This window comes from Streptomyces sp. NPDC007162 (assembly GCF_040634175.1).
Lineage (GTDB): Bacteria > Actinomycetota > Actinomycetes > Streptomycetales > Streptomycetaceae > Streptomyces.
The window spans coordinates 1-16,370 of the sequence record NZ_JBEYFC010000171.1; the positions used below are offsets into that span (position 1 = coordinate 1).

Below are 16,370 nucleotides of genomic sequence, written 5' to 3' on the forward strand. Positions count from 1 at the left end.
GCAGGGGCGCCCCGGGACCCGGCCGGGCCGTTTCGCCCGGTGCGCCGTCGCGCTGCTGGCGGCGACGACCGTGCTCGCCGGCTGCGAACACGGGTCGGCGCGGCACGTCCCGGGTGGGTCGGCCACCGGTCCGAGCGGCTGCCCCGCCGTCTACGACACCGCCCGCGATGCCGTCGCGCGCGCGGAGCGCACCGACGTCCCCTGGAACGGCCCCACCACCGGGCCGCGCGCGGCGACCGGCAAGTCCCTCGTCTACGTGGCCCAGACCATGACCAACCCGGGCGTCGCCGGGGCCGAGCAGGGCGTCAGGGAGGCGGCGCGGATCGTCGGCTGGAACGTCAGGGTGATCGACGGCGGTGGCACCCCGGCCGGTATCCAGGCGGCGATGGGCCAGGCGGTCGCGCTCAGGCCCTCCGGCATCGTCATCGGCGGCTTCGATCCCGGTACCACCTCGCAGCAGGTCGCCCGGGCCACCGCCCAGCACATTCCGCTGGTCGGCTGGCACGCGGTCGCCGCCCCCGGCCCGAGCCGACGGCCCCCGCTCTTCAGCAACGTCACCACACACGTCCAGGACGTCGCCCGGATCAGCGCCCGGTGGATCATCCAGAACTCGCGGGGACGCGCCGGTGTCGTGGTCTTCACCGACGACTCCATCCCGTTCGCCCGCACCAAGTCCCGGCTGATCGCGGCGGAGCTCGCCACCTGTGCGGGCGTGCACGTCCTCGCGTACGAGAACATCCCCATCCCGGACGCGAGCAGCCGGACCCCGCGTGAGGCCGCCGCGCTCCTGTCCCGCTTCGGCGCCCGCTGGACCCACTCCGTCGCCATCAACGACCTCTACTTCGCCGACGCCGCCCCCGCCCTCCGCGCGGCCGGCGCGCCGGGTGCGGGGCCGCCGTACAACATCGGGGCGGGGGACGGCGATCCGTCGGCCTTCCAGCGCATCAACAGCGGTCAGTACCAGTCCGCCACCGTCCCGGAGCCGCTGACCCAGCAGGGCTGGCAGATCGTGGACGAGTTCAACCGCGCCTTCTCGCACGCCCGGGCCAGCGGGTACGCGGCGCCCGTGCACGTCGCGACCGCGGCCAACTCCCAGGGGGCCGTTACCTGGGACCCGTCGGGCTACCGGGAGGCGTACCGGAAGATCTGGGGCAGGTGACGGCCGGGGGTGGGTCAGACCGTCGACAGGTCGATCGCCCGGTCCAGGTCGCGGGGGCGCAGCACGCGCAGGATCGCCTCGAGAAGGTAGTAGTCGGCGTAGGGGAGGGAAGATCTCGACGCCGTCCTCGGCGGGGCGGTTGCGGGTGCAGCGGGCCACCACGGCCTCGGCGCGCGTGGAGTTCGTGGTGAGGCAGGTCCGGCACAGCGTGGCGGCGGCCAGGTCGAGCAGCCCGCAGGCCGTCACCGCCCCGGCGGAGGCGTCCTTGATGTCGTACGGCTGCTGCGGGGCCCGGTAGTCCCAGACGGGGACGTGGTCCGGGCCGAGCGCCCGCACCGCGTAGTCGGCGAGTTCGCGTGCGGTGGCGAGGAACTCGGCGTCGCCGGTGCGCCGGTACATGGTGGTGAAGCCGTAGACGCCCCAGGCCTGGCCGCGGGCCCAGGCCGACGTGGGGCTGTAGCCCTGGACCGTGTTCGGGCCGATGGGGGTGCCGGTGGCCGGGTCCAGGTCGTAGACGTGCGGGAGGGACCCGTCCGGGCGCGGGAGGAGGCGCCGGGTGGTGCGCGCGTGTCCCACGGCCGCGTCCAGGAAGGCGGTTTCGCCGGTCTCCCGGCCGGCGAAGACGAGCAGGTCGAGGTTCATCATCGTGTCGATGATCATGCGTCCCGCGTTGGCGGGGGTGCCGAGCGCGCCCCAGGCGCGCAGAAAGCGGCCACGGGGGTTGCAGCGCCGGAGCAGAGAGCGTGCGGCCTGCACGGCGCCGTCCCGCCAGGAGGTGTCGCCGGTCAGCCGCCAGGCGGTGACCCAGGAGGGGGTGAAGAGGAAGCCCAGGTCGTGGGTGCCGGTGTCGTAGCGGCGGGGGGCGAGTGCCGCCGCCGATTCGAGGGCGAGGGTGCGCAGGGTGTCGTCCCCGCTGTGGAGCCAGCCCATCCAGAGGACGCCGGGCCAGAAGCCGCCGACCCGCCGGTGGCCGCCGGCGCCGGGCCGTCGTGCGCCCGGGCGGACCCGGGTGCCGCCGTGACGACCGCGGCGCCGCCTGCGGTCGCCAACAGGGCTCTTCGGGACATGCGCGAACGAGGCTTCCTCTCCGACCGGACCGACGTGCAGGGGAGATGAGGGAGTTTTGCGTGCCGACCGCGGCCGCGAACATACATGTGCGCAAGGTTCATGTACGTGACCTGATTGGCGGTCGTCGAAGCCGCGCGATCCCTCATCTGGTGACACCTGACACCTGACGCCGCGCCGACAGCGCGCTGTATCGTACCCGCGGCTCCACACGCACCACCGGTCCATAGCGTCAACTCCCTTACCAGCACGTCGACTTCACTGTCGTGCCGGTCCTTTCGCCGCTCCCGGAGGAACCGTGGCAACCAGCCGCCCGCAGCGTTCTCGTGTGCCTCTGACCCGACGCAGACCCCTCGCCCTGGCCGCCGCCCTGGCCGCCCTGTGCGGCGCTGCCCTCACCCGGCCGGTCCCCGCCCACGCGGACGCCGCCGCCGACCGCGCCGCCCTCGCCCAGTGGTGGGCCCCGGTCAACTTCCAGGACGTCGACTCCACCGGCGAGACCGCGCTCGGCGGCAAGTCCGACTACATCATGTCGTACGACTACGACGGCGACCTCGACGGCCGCGACAACTGGGAGAACACCGGCCGGTTCCCGCTCGCCGCCCACGTCTACTACTCGGTCGTCCAGACCCCGTCCTTCTCCTACCTCCTGTACATGTACTTCCACCCGCGCGACTGGTCGGACGGCGTCCTCGACAACTACCAGGAGGACCTCACCGAGCACGAGAACGACTCCGAGGGCGTGCTGGAGGTGGTCGCCAACGACGGTCCGGCGCACGGGCAGTTGAAGGCCGCGATCACCGTCGCGCACAGCAACTTCTACTCCTGGGTGCCCGCCGGCAGCGACTTCACCAGCGGACAGGAGAGCGTCGACGGCGCCCTGAAGCTCCAGGGCGACCCGCACGACGACGGCCACGGACGCCCGTTCACCACCCAGCAGCCCAACACGCACGCCGCCTGGGCCGAGGGCTACCTGTCGAAGGAACGCGACCAGTACGCGAACGGCGACGGCATCGTCTACTACCCCGGCACCACCGCCGAGGTGCCGTCCGGCTCGAACGACCGGGACGTGCAGTACACGCTGACCGACATCTTCGCGGCGAACGGCATGTGGGCGAACCGCAACCTCACCACGCTGTTCGCGACCCCGGACAACTTCGCCGGCGACGACAGCCCCAACCCCTACGGCGCCAGGTGCGGCGCGGGCGGGGTCCTCGGCCCGGCGGACGGCGCCTGCGACACCGACGCGGCCAACCCGCCCTGGGCCTGGGACGACGCCGACGACCTGCCCGGCCGGGGCTACCTCGCCACCAACCCCGCCGAACTCGTCTGGGACTACTTCTCCTGGCCGGGCAAGCCCGCCGCACCCGACCTCGCCTACACCTGGGACCAGTACCACGGCACCACCCCGTGACCAGGGCTCGGCGCGCGTGATCGGTCCGGAGCTGGTGTGCTGGGGGAAGGGGTTTCGGACCGTTCCCGTCGTACCCGCTCCGGGAGAGACGTCATGAGTACCTACCGAGTCGCGCAGGTGTCCGCCGCAGGCGGGTCGTTCGAGATCGTCGAGCGGGAGGTGCCCCGGCCGGGACCGCGTCATGTGCGGATCGCGGTGGAGGCCTGCGGCATCTGCCACAGCGACACCCTCTTCGTGAACGCGGGCGTACCGGGCATCACGTTCCCCGTGGTGCCCGGGCACGAGATCGCCGGACGGATCGAGGAGATCGGCGAGGGCATCGGGGACTGGGGCTGGGCCGTCGGCGACCGGGTGGCGGTCGGCTGGTTCGGCGGCAGCTGCGGCCACTGCAAGCCCTGCCGCCAGGGCGACTTCATCGTGTGCGAGACCATGAAGACGCCCGGCTGGGCCTACGACGGCGGCTTCGGCACGAAGGTGATCGCGCCGGTCGACGCTCTCGCCCGGATCCCCGACGGGCTCACCGCGGCCGACGCCGGACCCATGGCCTGCGCGGGGGTGACCACCTTCAACGGGCTCAGGCGCAGCCCCGCCGAACCCGGTGACCTGGTCGCCGTCGTCGGCCTCGGCGGGCTCGGCCACCTCGGCGTGAAGTACGCGGTGGCCATGGGCTTCGAGACGGTGGCCGTCGCCCGCGGCGCCGAGAAGGCCGACCTCGCCAAGCAGCTCGGCGCCCACCACTACGTCGACTCCACGGCCGGGACACCCGTCGCGGAGGCCCTCCAGTCGCTCGGCGCCGCCAAGGCCGTCCTCGCCACCGCGGGCAACTCCCAGGCGATCACGGCGGCCGTGGACGGGCTGGCACCCCGCGGTGAACTGGTGGTGATCGGCGCCGACCCCGAGCCCCTCGGAATCACCCCGTTCCACCTGATCATGGGTGCCCGGGTGGTCCGCGGCCACCCCTCCGGCACGGCGCAGGACGTGCAGGACACCATGGAGTTCAGCGCCCTGCACGGGATCCGCCCGACGATCGAGACCGTACCGCTGGAGCAGGCGGACGAGGCCTACCGGAAGATGCTCACCGGGGCCGCCCGCTTCCGTATGGTCCTCACCTACGGCTGAACCTGCGACTGCCAGCGGGATCACGTTCGTACGGCCCGGGCCGCGAGCAGCGCGATGTCGTCCTCCGAGCCGGCGGCGAGGCGGGTCAGGACGGTGTCGACGATCTCGTCCAGCGGATCGGTGGGGCACAACGGCAGCGTCGTCAGCCGCGCCAGACCGCGATCGATGTCCTCCCCGCGCCGCTCCACCAGTCCGTCGGTGTACAGCAGCAGCACACCCCCGCGTTCCGGGGTGACCCGCTGCTCGTACCGGCCGAGCCCGCTGCCCAGCGGCGGGCCGACCGGCACCGGCACCAGCTGCATCGTGCCCTCGGGGGTCAGCCAGGCCGGCGGCAGATGCCCGGCGCTCGCGTAGGTGAGCGTGGCGACGTCCGCGTCACCGAGTGCCAGGAAGCAGGTGGCCACCCGTTCGAAGCCGGAGTCGGCGACCATGCGGTCCGCGTGCTGCAGGATGTGGCGCGGCGAGAGCCCCGCGAGGGCCAGGGCGCGCAGCGTCGAACGGTAGTGGCTCATGGCCACGGCCGCGTCCACGCCGTGGCCCATCACGTCCCCGATGACCAGCATCGTCCGGCCGTCGGGCAGCGCCACGACGTCGTACCAGTCACCGCCGATCAGCGAACCGTCGTCGGCCGGCCGGTAGCGCGCGGTCGTCTCCACACCGGCGTGCCGCTGCAACTGGCCCGGCTCGGACAGCAGGGCGCGTTGCAGCTCCAGGGCCATGGTGTGCTCGCGCTGGAAGCGGACCGCCCGGTCCAGGGCACGGGCCGCGCGGGCGGCGAGTTCGCGGGCCACCGTGGCGTCCTCGGTCGAGAACGGCGCCGACTCCCCGGCCCGGGCCAGCATCAGGATGCCGAGCACCCGGCCGTCCGCGACCACCGGCGCGAGCAGCACCGAGTGGACGCCCGCGGCCAGACAGGCCAGGGCCGGCGGCCAGCGCGGGACCAGCGACCGCCACTGCGCCTCGGTGATCGCGTTGCGCCGCCACACCCGGCCCGCCGCCAGGTTCCGCCGGGTGCCGGTGCCGCGCGGCCAGCCGACCAGCTCACCGCGCGCGTCCAGCGCGGCCAGGCCCATGGCCAGCCCGGGACGCGTGGCGTACGCCACGAGCCGGGTCGGTGTCCGCCGCGCCGACACGGTGTCCGGGGGAGTGAGCTCCACCCCGGCCGCGTCCGCCAGCTCCGGTACGACGAACTCGGCCAGCTCCCGGCAGGTCCCGGCGACATCGGTGCCGGTACCGATCCGGGACGCGGCGGCGTCCAGCAGCGCGAGGCGCCGGTGGGCGCGCTCCAGCTCGTACACGTACTGCTGCGGCTCACTGATCTCCAGGCCCACCCCGGCGACGCCCACCACCCTGCCCGCGCTGTCCACGAGCCGGTGGTACACACAGCGCCACTCCCGGACCTGGTACGGCGAATCCACCCAGGTCCGCCCGGTGACGATCATCTCGCGTGGCCGTCCGTCGCGCAGGATGTCCCGCAGCACCTGCTCGGAGCGCTGGATGTGCGGCAGCACCTCGGGCAGCCGGTGCCCGAGGTAGGCGGCGGCGGGCAGTCCCGTCATCCGCGCCATGTGCGGATTGACGTACAGGTAGCGCAGTTCGGTGTCGAGGACGGCGAACCCGGCGCCGGAGTCCTCGACGATGCCGCGCAGCATGTCGACGTAGGCGAGACCGGCGGGCGGCGCGGCCGGCGCCGTACGCGCGGCCGGTGCCGAGGAGGCGGCCGGTGCGGTGCCGGTGGCCGCTCGTCGTGGGGAGGTGTCCCTGTCCACCCGGTCCTCCTCGCCTGCCCCCTCCCACGGCCGCCCCCATCGTCCATCAGGTCGCCGGGACGCGCATCTCGTACGGGTCCGCTCACATCGCCGTGAACGGGTCTGTGCGGCGGGCTTAACCCCTGTTGATCGGGAGCGGTGACGCCCACGTAATCAGCGGTACATACGGTCGAGCCCGAACCGAAGAGGCCGACCAGCAGGAACAGGGGGCGCCCGTGGCCGCGCCGGACTCGCGCAGCACCGGCACCGACCGGGTGCGGACGGTCTGCTCGTACTGCGGGGTGGGCTGCGGCATCGTCCTGGACATCGGCCGGGGCCCGGACGGCCGCCGTACCGTCCTGAAGGCGTCCGGCGACAAGGAGCACCCCGCGAACTTCGGGCGGCTGTGCACCAAGGGCGCCACCACCGCCGACATGCTCGCCGCGCCCGGCCGGCTGACCACCGCCCTGCTGCGGCCGGCGCGGGGCGAGGAGGCCGTACCCACCGCCGTGGACGCGGCGGTCGCCGAGACCGCGCGGCGGCTGCGCACGATCGTCGACGAGCACGGCCCGGACGCGGTCGCCCTCTACGTCTCCGGGCAGCTGAGCCTCGAGGCGCAGTACCTCGCGAACAAGCTCACCAAGGGCTATCTGCGCACCAACAACATCGAGTCGAACTCCCGGCTGTGCATGGCGAGCGCGGGCACCGGCTACAAGCTCTCCCTCGGCGCCGACGGCCCGCCCGGCTCGTACGAGGACCTCGACAAGGCGGACGTCTTCCTGGTCATCGGCTCCAACATGGCCGACTGCCACCCCATCCTCTTCCTGCGGATGATGGACCGGGTGAAAGCGGGCGCGAAGCTGATCGTCGTCGACCCGCGCCGCACCGCCACCGCGGCCAAGGCCGACCTCTTCCTCCAGGTCAGGCCCGGCACCGACCTCGCTCTCCTCAACGGCCTGCTGCACCTCCTGCACGAGAACGGCCACACCGACCCCGACTTCGTCGCCGCGCACACCGAGGGCTGGGAGGCGATGCCGGAGTTCCTGGCCGACTACCCGCCCGCCGCCGTCGCCGAGACCACCGGCATCCCCGAGGCCGACCTGCGCACGGCGGCCCGGCTGATCGGCGAGGCGGGGGAGTGGACCAGCTGCTGGACCATGGGGCTCAACCAGTCCACCCACGGCACCTGGAACACCAACGCCCTGATCAACCTGCACCTCGCGACCGGGAAGATCTGCCGTCCCGGCAGCGGCCCGTTCTCGCTGACCGGGCAGCCCAACGCCATGGGCGGCCGGGAAATGGGGTACATGGGCCCGGGGCTGCCCGGCCAGCGGTCGGTCCTGGCCGACGCCGACCGCGCCTTCGTCGAGGAGGTGTGGGATCTCGAGCCCGGCACGATCCGCGCCGACGGCGTCGGCAGGGGCACCGTCGAGATGTTCCAGAAGATGGCCGACGGCGAGATCAAGGCCTGCTGGATCATCTGCACCAACCCGGTCGCCTCCGTCGGCAACCGCAGGACCGTCATCGAGGGCCTGGAGGCCGCAGAGTTCGTCGTCACCCAGGACGTCTTCACCGACACCGAGACCAACGCCTACGCCGACGTGGTCCTGCCCGGCGCCCTGTGGACGGAGACCGAGGGCGTCCTCATCAACAGCGAGCGCAACCTCACGCTCGCCCGGCCTGCCGCCGACGCCCCGGGCGAGGCCGTCGCCGACTGGCGGCTGATCGCGGGTGTCGCCCGTGCGATGGGCTACGAGGACGGCTTCCGGTACGACAGCGCCGAGGAGATCTTCGAGGAGATCAAGCGCTTCCACAACCCGGGGACCGGCTACGACCTGCGGGGCGTGACCTACGACCGGCTCCGCGAAGGCCCCGTCCAGTGGCCCGCCGCCCCCGACGGCCCCGACCGCAACCCCGTCCGGTACGTCGCCGCCGACGGGTCCCTCACCTTCGCCACCGCCTCCGGCCGCGCCGTCTTCCACGCCCGTCCGCACCTGGCACCCGCCGAGATGCCCGACGACGACTACCCGTTCGTCCTGAACACCGGACGACTCCAGCACCAGTGGCACACCCTCACCAAGACCGCCAAGGTCGCCAAGCTCAACAAGCTCGACCCGGGCCCCTTCGTGGAGATCCACCCCGCGGACGCGACCGCCCTCGGCATCGCCGAAGGCGACTCCGTCGAGGTGGCCTCGCGGCGCGGCCGGGCGGTGCTGCCGGCGGTCGTCACCGACCGGGTCCGACCCGGCTCCTGCTTCGCCCCCTTCCACTGGAACGACCTGTTCGGCGAATACCTCAGCGTCAACGCGGTGACCAGCGACGCCGTCGACCCGCTCTCCTTCCAGCCCGAGTTGAAGGTGTGCGCGGTGTCGCTGACCAAGGTCTCCACCCCGGTCACCGTGCAGGTACCGGGCACCGAGCGGACGCCCGCCGCCGCCCTCGCGCCCACAGCCGCGCCGACCGCCGCCGACGTCGTCACCGGTGCCGTACCGCCCGCCGCTGCCTCCGTCTTCGGGCTGGCCCCCGTCCCGCCGCCGGTCCTCACCGAGACCGAACGGCACTACCTGGTCGGCTTCCTCGCGGGCATCCCGGTCGGCTCCCCCGGCGTCCCCGTACTGCCGCCCGACGCGCCCTTCAGTCCCGAGCACGCCCTGTGGGTCAACGGCACCCTCGCCGGCATGTACTCCCGCTCGCAGGCGCCCGCCGACCCGGCGCCGGCAACGGCCACCCGCCAGGTGGTGATCCTCTGGGCCTCCCAGACCGGCAACGCCGAGGACTTCGCCGCCACCACCGCCGAGCGGCTCAACTCCCGCGGCCACACCGCCTCCCTCCTCGCCATGGACGAGGCCGATCCGGCCGCCCTGCCCAGCGGCGCGGACCTGCTGCTGATCACCAGTACCTTCGGCGACGGCGACGCCCCCGACAACGGCGCCGGCTTCTGGGACGGCCTGGCCGCCCTCGACGCCGGCCGCCTCACCGGACGCCGGTTCGCCGTCCTGGCCTTCGGCGACTCCAGTTACGACGACTTCTGCGGGCACGGGCGGCGCCTGGACAGCCGCATGGACGAACTCGGCGCGGTCCGGCTCGCCCCGCGCACCGACTGCGAACCCGACTACGAGCCACAGGCGGAGGCCTGGCTCGACCAGGTGCTCACGGCACTCAAGGACGCGTCCGCCACGTCTTCCGCCGCCCCCGCGCATCCCTCCGCGCACGCGGTCTCCTCCGTCCCCGCACTTCCCCCCGCGCCCGCGCCGACCAGGTCGCGGCGCCCCGCTCCCACCGCCGCCCGGTTCGTCGGCAACCGGCTGCTCAGCCTGCCCGGCGCCGGGAAGGAGGTCCGCAGGTTCACCTTCGACATCGGCGACAGCGAGACGCCGCTCACGTACGAGGCGGGCGACGCACTGAGTGTGCGTCCCCTCAACTCGATGTCCCTCGTGGGTGAGTGGCTGGAGGTCACCGGTCTCGACGCGACAACCGCCGTGGACGTCAACGGGGTCGGTGACATGCCTTTCTCCGAAGCGCTGCTGCGGCACCTGGACATCACCCGGATCACGCCCGGCCTGCTGCGCTTCGTCGCCGACCGCGCCCGTGACCCGCGTGAGCTGCGGAAACTGCTGCGCCCCGACAACAAGGACGAGCTGGCCAAGTGGTCCTGGGGGAGGCAAGCGGTCGACGTCGTCGCCGAGTTCGGGATCCGGGCCGGCGCCGGGGACTGGGCGGGCGTCCTCGGCAGGCTGCAACCGCGGCTGTACTCCATCTCCTCCAGCCCGCTGACCGACCCCCGCCAGGTCTCGCTCACCGTCTCCGTGGTCCGCTACGAGAACCTGCACGGCACCCCCCGGCAGGGTGTCTGCTCCCCGTTCCTCGCCGACGCCGAGCCCGGCACACCTGTCCCGGTGCACGTCCAGCGCTCCCCGCACTTCCGGCCGCCCGCCGACCCGACGACCCCCATGGTGATGGTCGGCCCCGGCACCGGCGTGGCGCCCTTCGTCGGTTTCCTGGAGGAGCGCCGGGCCCGCGGCCACCGCGCCCCCAACTGGCTCTTCTTCGGCGAACAGCACCGGGCCACCGACTTCTACTACGAGGAGGAGCTCACGGCGCTGCGCGCGGAGGGCACCCTGAGCCGCCTCGACACCGCCTTCTCCCGCGACCAGCGCGCCAAGGTCTACGTCCAGGACCGGATGCGCGAGCACGGCCCGCAACTGTGGTCCTGGCTCCAGGACGGCGCCCACTTCTACGTCTGCGGCGACGCCTCCCGGATGGCCAAGGACGTCGACCGCGCCCTGCGGGACATCGCGACCGTGCACGGCGGGCTCACCGAGGACGAGGCGACGGCGTACGTCAAACAGCTGGCCTCGGACAAGCGCTACGTCCGGGACGTCTACTGACCAGAGGCAGCCGCCGTTGCGGCTACTGATTCTTCATCAGGTGGCGCATGGTGAGGGCCACCTGGAGCCGGAACCGGCCCTGCGGGGTGCGCACCGACCAGCCCAGCAGATGCTCGGCGTGCGCCAACCGGTCCTGCAGGGTGGAGTGATGGACGTTGACCTCGGCGGCCGCCGCCCGCAGGCTCGCCGTGGCCGCCACCGCGTGCAGCGTGCGCAGCATCCAGGGCGCGTCCGCCGCGGCGGTCTCGACGGCACGGACGTCCGGCGCCGGTTCCGCGCCGGGTACGACGAGATCGGCGAGCAGTGCGACACCGCCCAGCTCGTCGGCGTGCACGACGCCGCGGCCGCCCGGTTCCGCCGCGCCGCCGTCGGAGGCGAACCGCAGCGCGGTACGGGCCGCCACCCAGGACCCGGGGAGGTCCGCGACCGTCACCGCCGGTCCCACCCCGGCCCGTCCCGTCGTCGGCAGCGGCTGTCCGTCCGCCACGATCCGGGGCGGCCCGTCCGCCACCGCCACCGCCCGCACCCGTGCGGCCGGGCCGGTGCCGTTAAGGCCGAGCCGCCGGGCCGCGTGCAGTCGCGCCGGCAGCGGGGCGTCGGCGTCCAGGACGGTCTCGACCAGGGCCGGATCGTCCGCCTGTGGCGCCGGGGCCCGCCCCCGGGTGCGGTCGAGCACGGACCGTACGGCCGCCGAGGCCCGCTCCAGGATCACCGCGTCCACGACGCTCGGCCCGTCGCCCTCGGCCCGCTCCAGCCAGAGCGCGGGCGGGCCGCCCGGCGTCAGCGGCGCCCCCGGCCAGCCGGGGTCGGGGGCGTCCCCGCGGTCCGCGCGCCGCCCGTCGGGCTCCACCCGCAACCGGACCCGCCGCTCCGGGTCGACCAGCCGCGCCGGGCACCCCGCGAGCACGGCCGCCCCGCGCACCAGCGCCTCCAGACCGGCCCGGGCCTCGGCCAGCCGGTCGAAGTAGGCGATCACGGAGACGGCGGCCCCGGCATCCGGGTCCACCGCCGCCAGCCGCCCCGCCAGCTCCTTCATGGCCCCATGATGCGCCACCTGTCCCCCGACCGGGCATCCGACCGCCAACCGGCCGGTCGAAGACGGCAAGAATCCGGGGCGCCGGCGGCGGGACGGACGGCCGGCTTCGCTCAGCGGGCCAGCAGGCGGCGCAGCCAGGTCACGTGGGCTGCTCTGGCCGCCTGGGAGAGGGCGGCCTGGGGGGCGAAGCCGTCGAAGCCGTGGAAGCCGCCCGGCCAGACGTGGAGTTCGGCGGTGCCGCCGGACTGCCAGATGCGGGAGGCGTAGCCGACGGTCTCGTCGCGGAAGGTCTCGGCGGAGCCGACGTCCAGGAAGGCCGGAGGCAGGCCCGTGAGGTCGGTGGCGCGGGCGGGTGCCGCGTAGGGGGAGACGTCGGGGCCGCCGCGGGCATCGCCGAGGAGGGCGGTCCAGCCGGTCTCGTTGGCCGTGAGGTCCCAGACGCCGAGGCCCTTCATCTGGTGGCTGGACGGCGTGTCGTTGCGGTCGTCGAGCATCGGGCACATCAGCATCTGGCCGATCACGGCCGGGCCCCGGCGGTCCCGGAGGAGCAGCGCCAGGGCCGCGGTGAGGCCGCCGCCCGCGCTCGCCCCGGCGATCACGATCCGTTCGGGGTCGCCGCCGAACTCCGGCGCGTGTTCCGCTGTCCAGAGCAGCCCCGCGTACACGTCCTCGACCGGAGCCGGATGCGGGTGCTCGGGCGCCAGCCGGTACTCCACCGACACCACCACCGCGCCCAGTTCGCTCGCCCAGGCCAGCGGGACGTCCACGCCCACCCGGTTGTTGCCGATCACCATCCCGCCGCCGTGCACGTGGTAGATCACCGGCAGCGGACCGGGGGTCTCGGGGACGACCGGACGGCAGACCAGGAGCGAGATCTCCGGGGCGCCCGCCGGTCCGGGCACCGTGCGGTCGGTCACCTCGAACGCCCCGCCCAGGGTGAGGTCCACCTCGGAGAGCAGCCGGATCCCCTCGCCCTGCCGGATCGACGGGATGTCCTCCAGCGCGAACGCCGGAGAGATCACCTCCCCGATCATCTCCAGGGCGGCGGAGAGTTCGGGGTCGAACGGGGGCGGTGCGTACGTCATGGCGGCTCCTCGCGGCGGTGCGGTACGGCTCGTACGGCCATGATCCGGGCACGCCTCCCAGCAGTGCCGCCGCCGGGCGGCGGAAGCTGCCCGCCATCCGGCGGGTGCCCCGGAACCCGGCCGGAGGCGGGCGCCGGGGCTTCGGCTTCGAGCATGCTCACCGGGGACGCTCAGGGATACGCCAGGCCCGGCCTCGACACCGTCATCCTGTCACCGCGGCTCGGCGAGACCTCGGGGGCGGGTTGGAGAGCTTCGCCGCACGCGCCGTCGAGCGGCCCGCCGGACCGACTGACCGGCGGCACGCGCAGGGGCCGGAGCTCGGCTCCGGCCCCTGCGTGCGGGAAGCGTGTCAGGCGGCCACGCCCACGTTGCCGTGCAGACGCGCGACGACCTCGGTGAGCTGCGCGGCCACCTCGGCGTCGTCGGCCGGGTGGGTCTCGGCGAAGCGGACCACGGAGCCGGGGATGGACAGCTTGACGTCCTCCAGCACCTTGCCACCGGCGATGCCGACGGCCTTGCGGGTCTCGTCCTGCGCCCACACACCGCCGAACTGGCCGAAGGCGGTGCCGACGACGGCGACCGGCTTGCCGCCGAAGGCGCCGGCGCCGTACGGGCGGGACAGCCAGTCGATGGCGTTCTTCAGGACGGCAGGGATGGTGCCGTTGTACTCGGGGGAGAAGAGCAGGAACGCGTCGGCGGCCTGGGCGGCCTCGCGCAGCTTCGCGGCCGCGGCCGGGACGCCACCCTCGACGTCGATGTCCTCGTTGTAGAACGGGATGTCGGCAAGGCCCTCGAAGACCTCGACCTCGGCACCCTCGGGGGCGAGCTTGACGGCCGCCTCCGCGAGCTGGCGGTTGTGCGAACCGGCGCGGAGGCTGCCGACGAGAGCAAGGATGCGGACAGACATGGGGGAACTCCAAGGGGGCTGAAACACTGCTGTCACAAAACCGGACCGAGGTCCGATTAATTTCTAACACCCCAAGCGGACCGCGGTCCAGTTCTGTTCCCGATGCTTTACGCTGGCTTCATGTCCAGCGTCCTGCCGCCCTTCCCGCAACCCCAGGACCCCTTCGACACCCCCCAGTTGCTCGAAGTGGGGCCCGCCCCGGAGGAGCCCTGCCTGCGCGCCGACGCGGCCCGCAACCGCGCCCGGCTGCTGGAGGCCGCCGCCCGGCTGATCGCCGAGCACGGGGTGGCCGGCGTCACCATGGAGGCCGTGGCCGCGGCCGCCGAGGTGGGCAAGGGCACGGTCTTCCGGCGCTTCGGCGACCGCACCGGACTGCTGATGGCGCTGCTCGACCACTCCTCGCGGCAGCTCCAGGCGGACTTCCTGGGCGGCCCGCCGCCACTGGGTCCCGGCGCCCCGCCGGTGGACCGGCTGCGGGCCTTCGGCATCGCCGTGCTGTACCGCACGGCCGAGCAGCTCGATCTCAGGCTGGCCGCCGAGCACGAGCCCACCCGGCGCTACTCGCACCCCTCGCTCCGGGCGCTGCGCATCCACGTCACGATGCTGCTGCGGCAGATACAGCCGGACGCCGACTGCGAACTGCTCGCCCAGACGCTGCTCGCCTACCTGGACCCCGCCCAGATCCACCATCTGACCAGGCAGTGCGGGATGCCGATGGAGCGCCTGGAGGCCGGCTGGACCGACCTGGTCGCCCGGGTCACCCGCACGGACCCGCCCCGCTGACCGCCGCCGTCTCCGGGCCGCGGCACGGTGACGTGTCCGGCCCGGCGGGTGACGCCCAATTCGTCCAACGGTGAACCACCTCGCCCCGCCCGACCCCCGTCCCCGGCCTTCTGCCACTATGCCGTACGTCATGGTGCAGATACCGAAACCGCCCTCGGCGGCGTCGCCGACACCGCGCTCGGTGCCCACGAGCGCCGATGTGGCCCGTCTGGCCGGCGTCTCCCGCGCGACCGTCTCCTACGTCCTCAACAACACCAGCGCCGTACGGATCAGCGAACCCACCCGCCGCCGGGTCCACCAGGCCGCGAAGGAACTGGGGTACGTCCCCCACGCGGCCGCCCGCACCCTGCGCGCCGGCCGCAGCCGCATGGTCCTGATGCCCGCCTCGGACATCCCGATGGGACCGCTGTACGGCCAGTTCATCAACGATCTCCAGTGGGCCCTCAGCCGCTTCGACTACACGGTCGTCCAGTACGGCACCGCGGGCGTGCGCGGCGACGAAGCCGCCCGCGCCTGGGCCGAGTTGCGGCCGGTCGCGGTACTGGTGCCCGGCTCGGGACTCGGCCCGGAGGGGGTCGCGGTCCTCAAGCGGGCCGGCGCCCGGGCCGTGGTGACCCTCGGCCCCGAACGCGTCGACGGCGCCCACGCCCTGCTGATGGACCACGCCGTCGTGGGCCACTGTGCAGGCGCCCACCTCTACGCACGCGGCCGACGGCGGATCGGTGTGGTCGTCCCGGACGACGCCGGCCTGGAGGCCTTCTCCCGGCCCCGGCTCGAAGGCGTCCGCCAGGCCCTGCGCGGCACCGACGCGACGGTGACCCGGCTGCCGCTCGGCTACACCGAGCACTCCGCGGCCGAACTCGCTTCCCGATGGCCAGAGTTGGGGATCGACGCGGTGTTCGCCTACAACGACGAGTACGCCATGCTGGTCATGCGCGCCCTCCAGGACGTGGGGGTGCGCATCCCCGACGAGACGGCCGTGGTCGGCGCCGACGACCTCATGCTCGGCCGGCTGCTGCGCCCCCGCCTCTCCACGGTCCATGTCGACCTGCCGTCCGGCCGTGAACTCGCCGAACTGGTCGACCGCGTGGTGCGCGACTGCGGCGACGAGCCCGAGACGCACAGGGTGCTCGGCGCCTCGGTGGTGCGGCGCGAGTCCAGCTGATGGGTCACCCTGGTCGGGGGCGGTGCGTTTCCGGGCCCCCGGGCTAGGATGTTGCGCGCTCAACCAATGGCCCGCGGACGCCGTGGGCCCCGCCACCCCGGCGATCGAACGGAGAGCCGTCATGCCGTTGCTCGACCCGAAGGCCTGGCAGGCGAGCGCCCTGTCCGGCGCGCAGTACGACGTCACCGAGCCCGCCACCGGCGACGCGCTCGGCGCGGTCACCCTCGCCACCCCCGCCGATGTCTCCCCGGCGGCCACGGCCGCCCACGCCGCACACCGCGACTGGGCCCGCGCACCGCACTTCGTGCGCGCCCAGGTCCTGCGCAGGGCGGGCGACCTGTTCACGGAGCACGCCGCCGAACTGCGCGAGTGGATCGTCCGCGAGTCCGGCTCCGTACCGGGCAAGGCCGACTTCGAACTGCACGTCGCCGCCCAGGAGTGCTACGAGGCCGCCGCCCTCGCCTCCCGACCGGCCGCCCCGGACCACCGCTCCGCCGTCAC

At 73.7% G+C, this 16,370-nt stretch carries 12 protein-coding genes; 8 read left to right on the plus strand and 4 right to left on the minus strand.

What is annotated here, in order from left to right; all coding sequences use genetic code 11:
- Positions 1-52 precede the first annotated feature (52 nt).
- The 4 genes from ABZ646_RS21300 (at position 53) to ABZ646_RS21315 (ending at position 4,757) form a co-directional block, all read left to right on the plus strand.
- Positions 53-1,159 (plus strand): substrate-binding domain-containing protein, encoded by a 1,107-nt coding sequence (locus ABZ646_RS21300; RefSeq protein ID WP_360521013.1) that lies wholly within the window; start codon positions 53-55, stop codon positions 1,157-1,159.
- Between the two features lie 145 nt (positions 1,160-1,304).
- Positions 1,305-1,457, plus strand: a complete 153-nt coding sequence (locus tag ABZ646_RS21305) for a hypothetical protein (protein ID WP_360520980.1) — start codon at positions 1,305-1,307, stop codon at positions 1,455-1,457.
- 1,095 nt (positions 1,458-2,552) lie between these two features.
- On the plus strand, positions 2,553-3,638 hold the full coding sequence (locus tag ABZ646_RS21310) for a hypothetical protein (protein WP_360520983.1): 1,086 nt from the start codon (positions 2,553-2,555) through the stop codon (positions 3,636-3,638).
- A 93-nt stretch (positions 3,639-3,731) separates the two neighbouring features.
- Positions 3,732-4,757, plus strand: coding sequence for an alcohol dehydrogenase catalytic domain-containing protein (locus ABZ646_RS21315; RefSeq protein WP_360520986.1), 1,026 nt, complete (start codon positions 3,732-3,734; stop codon positions 4,755-4,757).
- Positions 4,758-4,777: 20 nt separating this feature from the next.
- Here ABZ646_RS21315 and ABZ646_RS21320 read toward each other — a convergent pair whose 3' ends face one another.
- Positions 4,778-6,526 (minus strand): SpoIIE family protein phosphatase, encoded by a 1,749-nt coding sequence (locus tag ABZ646_RS21320; protein ID WP_360520989.1) that lies wholly within the window; start codon positions 6,524-6,526, stop codon positions 4,778-4,780.
- Between the two features lie 215 nt (positions 6,527-6,741).
- On the opposite strand from ABZ646_RS21320, the gene ABZ646_RS21325 reads away from it, so the two are divergent.
- Positions 6,742-10,893, plus strand: coding sequence for a bifunctional nitrate reductase/sulfite reductase flavoprotein subunit alpha (locus ABZ646_RS21325; protein WP_360520992.1), 4,152 nt, complete (start codon positions 6,742-6,744; stop codon positions 10,891-10,893).
- A 22-nt stretch (positions 10,894-10,915) separates the two neighbouring features.
- Here ABZ646_RS21325 and ABZ646_RS21330 read toward each other — a convergent pair whose 3' ends face one another.
- The 3 genes from ABZ646_RS21330 to ABZ646_RS21340 all read right to left on the minus strand — a co-directional run bounded on the left by ABZ646_RS21330 (position 10,916) and on the right by ABZ646_RS21340 (position 13,921).
- Entirely contained in the window at positions 10,916-11,929 is a 1,014-nt protein-coding gene (locus ABZ646_RS21330) for a helix-turn-helix domain-containing protein (RefSeq protein WP_360520995.1), read from the minus strand.
- Positions 11,930-12,039: 110 nt separating this feature from the next.
- Positions 12,040-13,014, minus strand: a complete 975-nt coding sequence (locus ABZ646_RS21335) for an alpha/beta hydrolase (RefSeq protein ID WP_360520998.1) — start codon at positions 13,012-13,014, stop codon at positions 12,040-12,042.
- 349 nt (positions 13,015-13,363) lie between these two features.
- The gene (locus ABZ646_RS21340; RefSeq protein WP_360521001.1) at positions 13,364-13,921 is read right to left on the minus strand and encodes an NAD(P)H-dependent oxidoreductase; all 558 of its coding nucleotides are present in this window, start codon (positions 13,919-13,921) and stop codon (positions 13,364-13,366) included.
- 102 nt (positions 13,922-14,023) lie between these two features.
- On the opposite strand from ABZ646_RS21340, the gene ABZ646_RS21345 reads away from it, so the two are divergent.
- From ABZ646_RS21345 to ABZ646_RS21355, 3 genes are all read left to right on the plus strand, one after another.
- The gene (locus tag ABZ646_RS21345; protein WP_360521004.1) at positions 14,024-14,704 is read left to right on the plus strand and encodes a TetR/AcrR family transcriptional regulator; all 681 of its coding nucleotides are present in this window, start codon (positions 14,024-14,026) and stop codon (positions 14,702-14,704) included.
- A 118-nt stretch (positions 14,705-14,822) separates the two neighbouring features.
- Complete coding sequence (locus tag ABZ646_RS21350) at positions 14,823-15,869, plus strand: LacI family DNA-binding transcriptional regulator (protein ID WP_360521007.1); 1,047 nt, start codon at positions 14,823-14,825, stop codon at positions 15,867-15,869.
- Between the two features lie 121 nt (positions 15,870-15,990).
- A partial coding sequence (locus ABZ646_RS21355) for an aldehyde dehydrogenase family protein (RefSeq protein ID WP_360521010.1) occupies positions 15,991-16,370 on the plus strand: 380 nt, incomplete at its 3' end.

What these genes read in the sequence shown, in the direction of transcription:
- ABZ646_RS21335 (WP_360520998.1), bottom strand. Translation starts at nt 13,014, where the DNA reads ATGACGTACGCACCGCCCCCGTTCGACCCCGAACTCTCCGCCGCCCTG.
- ABZ646_RS21315 (WP_360520986.1), top strand. Translation starts at nt 3,732, where the DNA reads ATGAGTACCTACCGAGTCGCGCAGGTGTCCGCCGCAGGCGGGTCGTTC.
- ABZ646_RS21340 (WP_360521001.1), bottom strand. Translation starts at nt 13,921, where the DNA reads ATGTCTGTCCGCATCCTTGCTCTCGTCGGCAGCCTCCGCGCCGGTTCG.
- ABZ646_RS21345 (WP_360521004.1), top strand. Translation starts at nt 14,024, where the DNA reads ATGCTTTACGCTGGCTTCATGTCCAGCGTCCTGCCGCCCTTCCCGCAA.
- ABZ646_RS21350 (WP_360521007.1), top strand. Translation starts at nt 14,823, where the DNA reads ATGCCGTACGTCATGGTGCAGATACCGAAACCGCCCTCGGCGGCGTCG.
- ABZ646_RS21330 (WP_360520995.1), bottom strand. Translation starts at nt 11,929, where the DNA reads ATGAAGGAGCTGGCGGGGCGGCTGGCGGCGGTGGACCCGGATGCCGGG.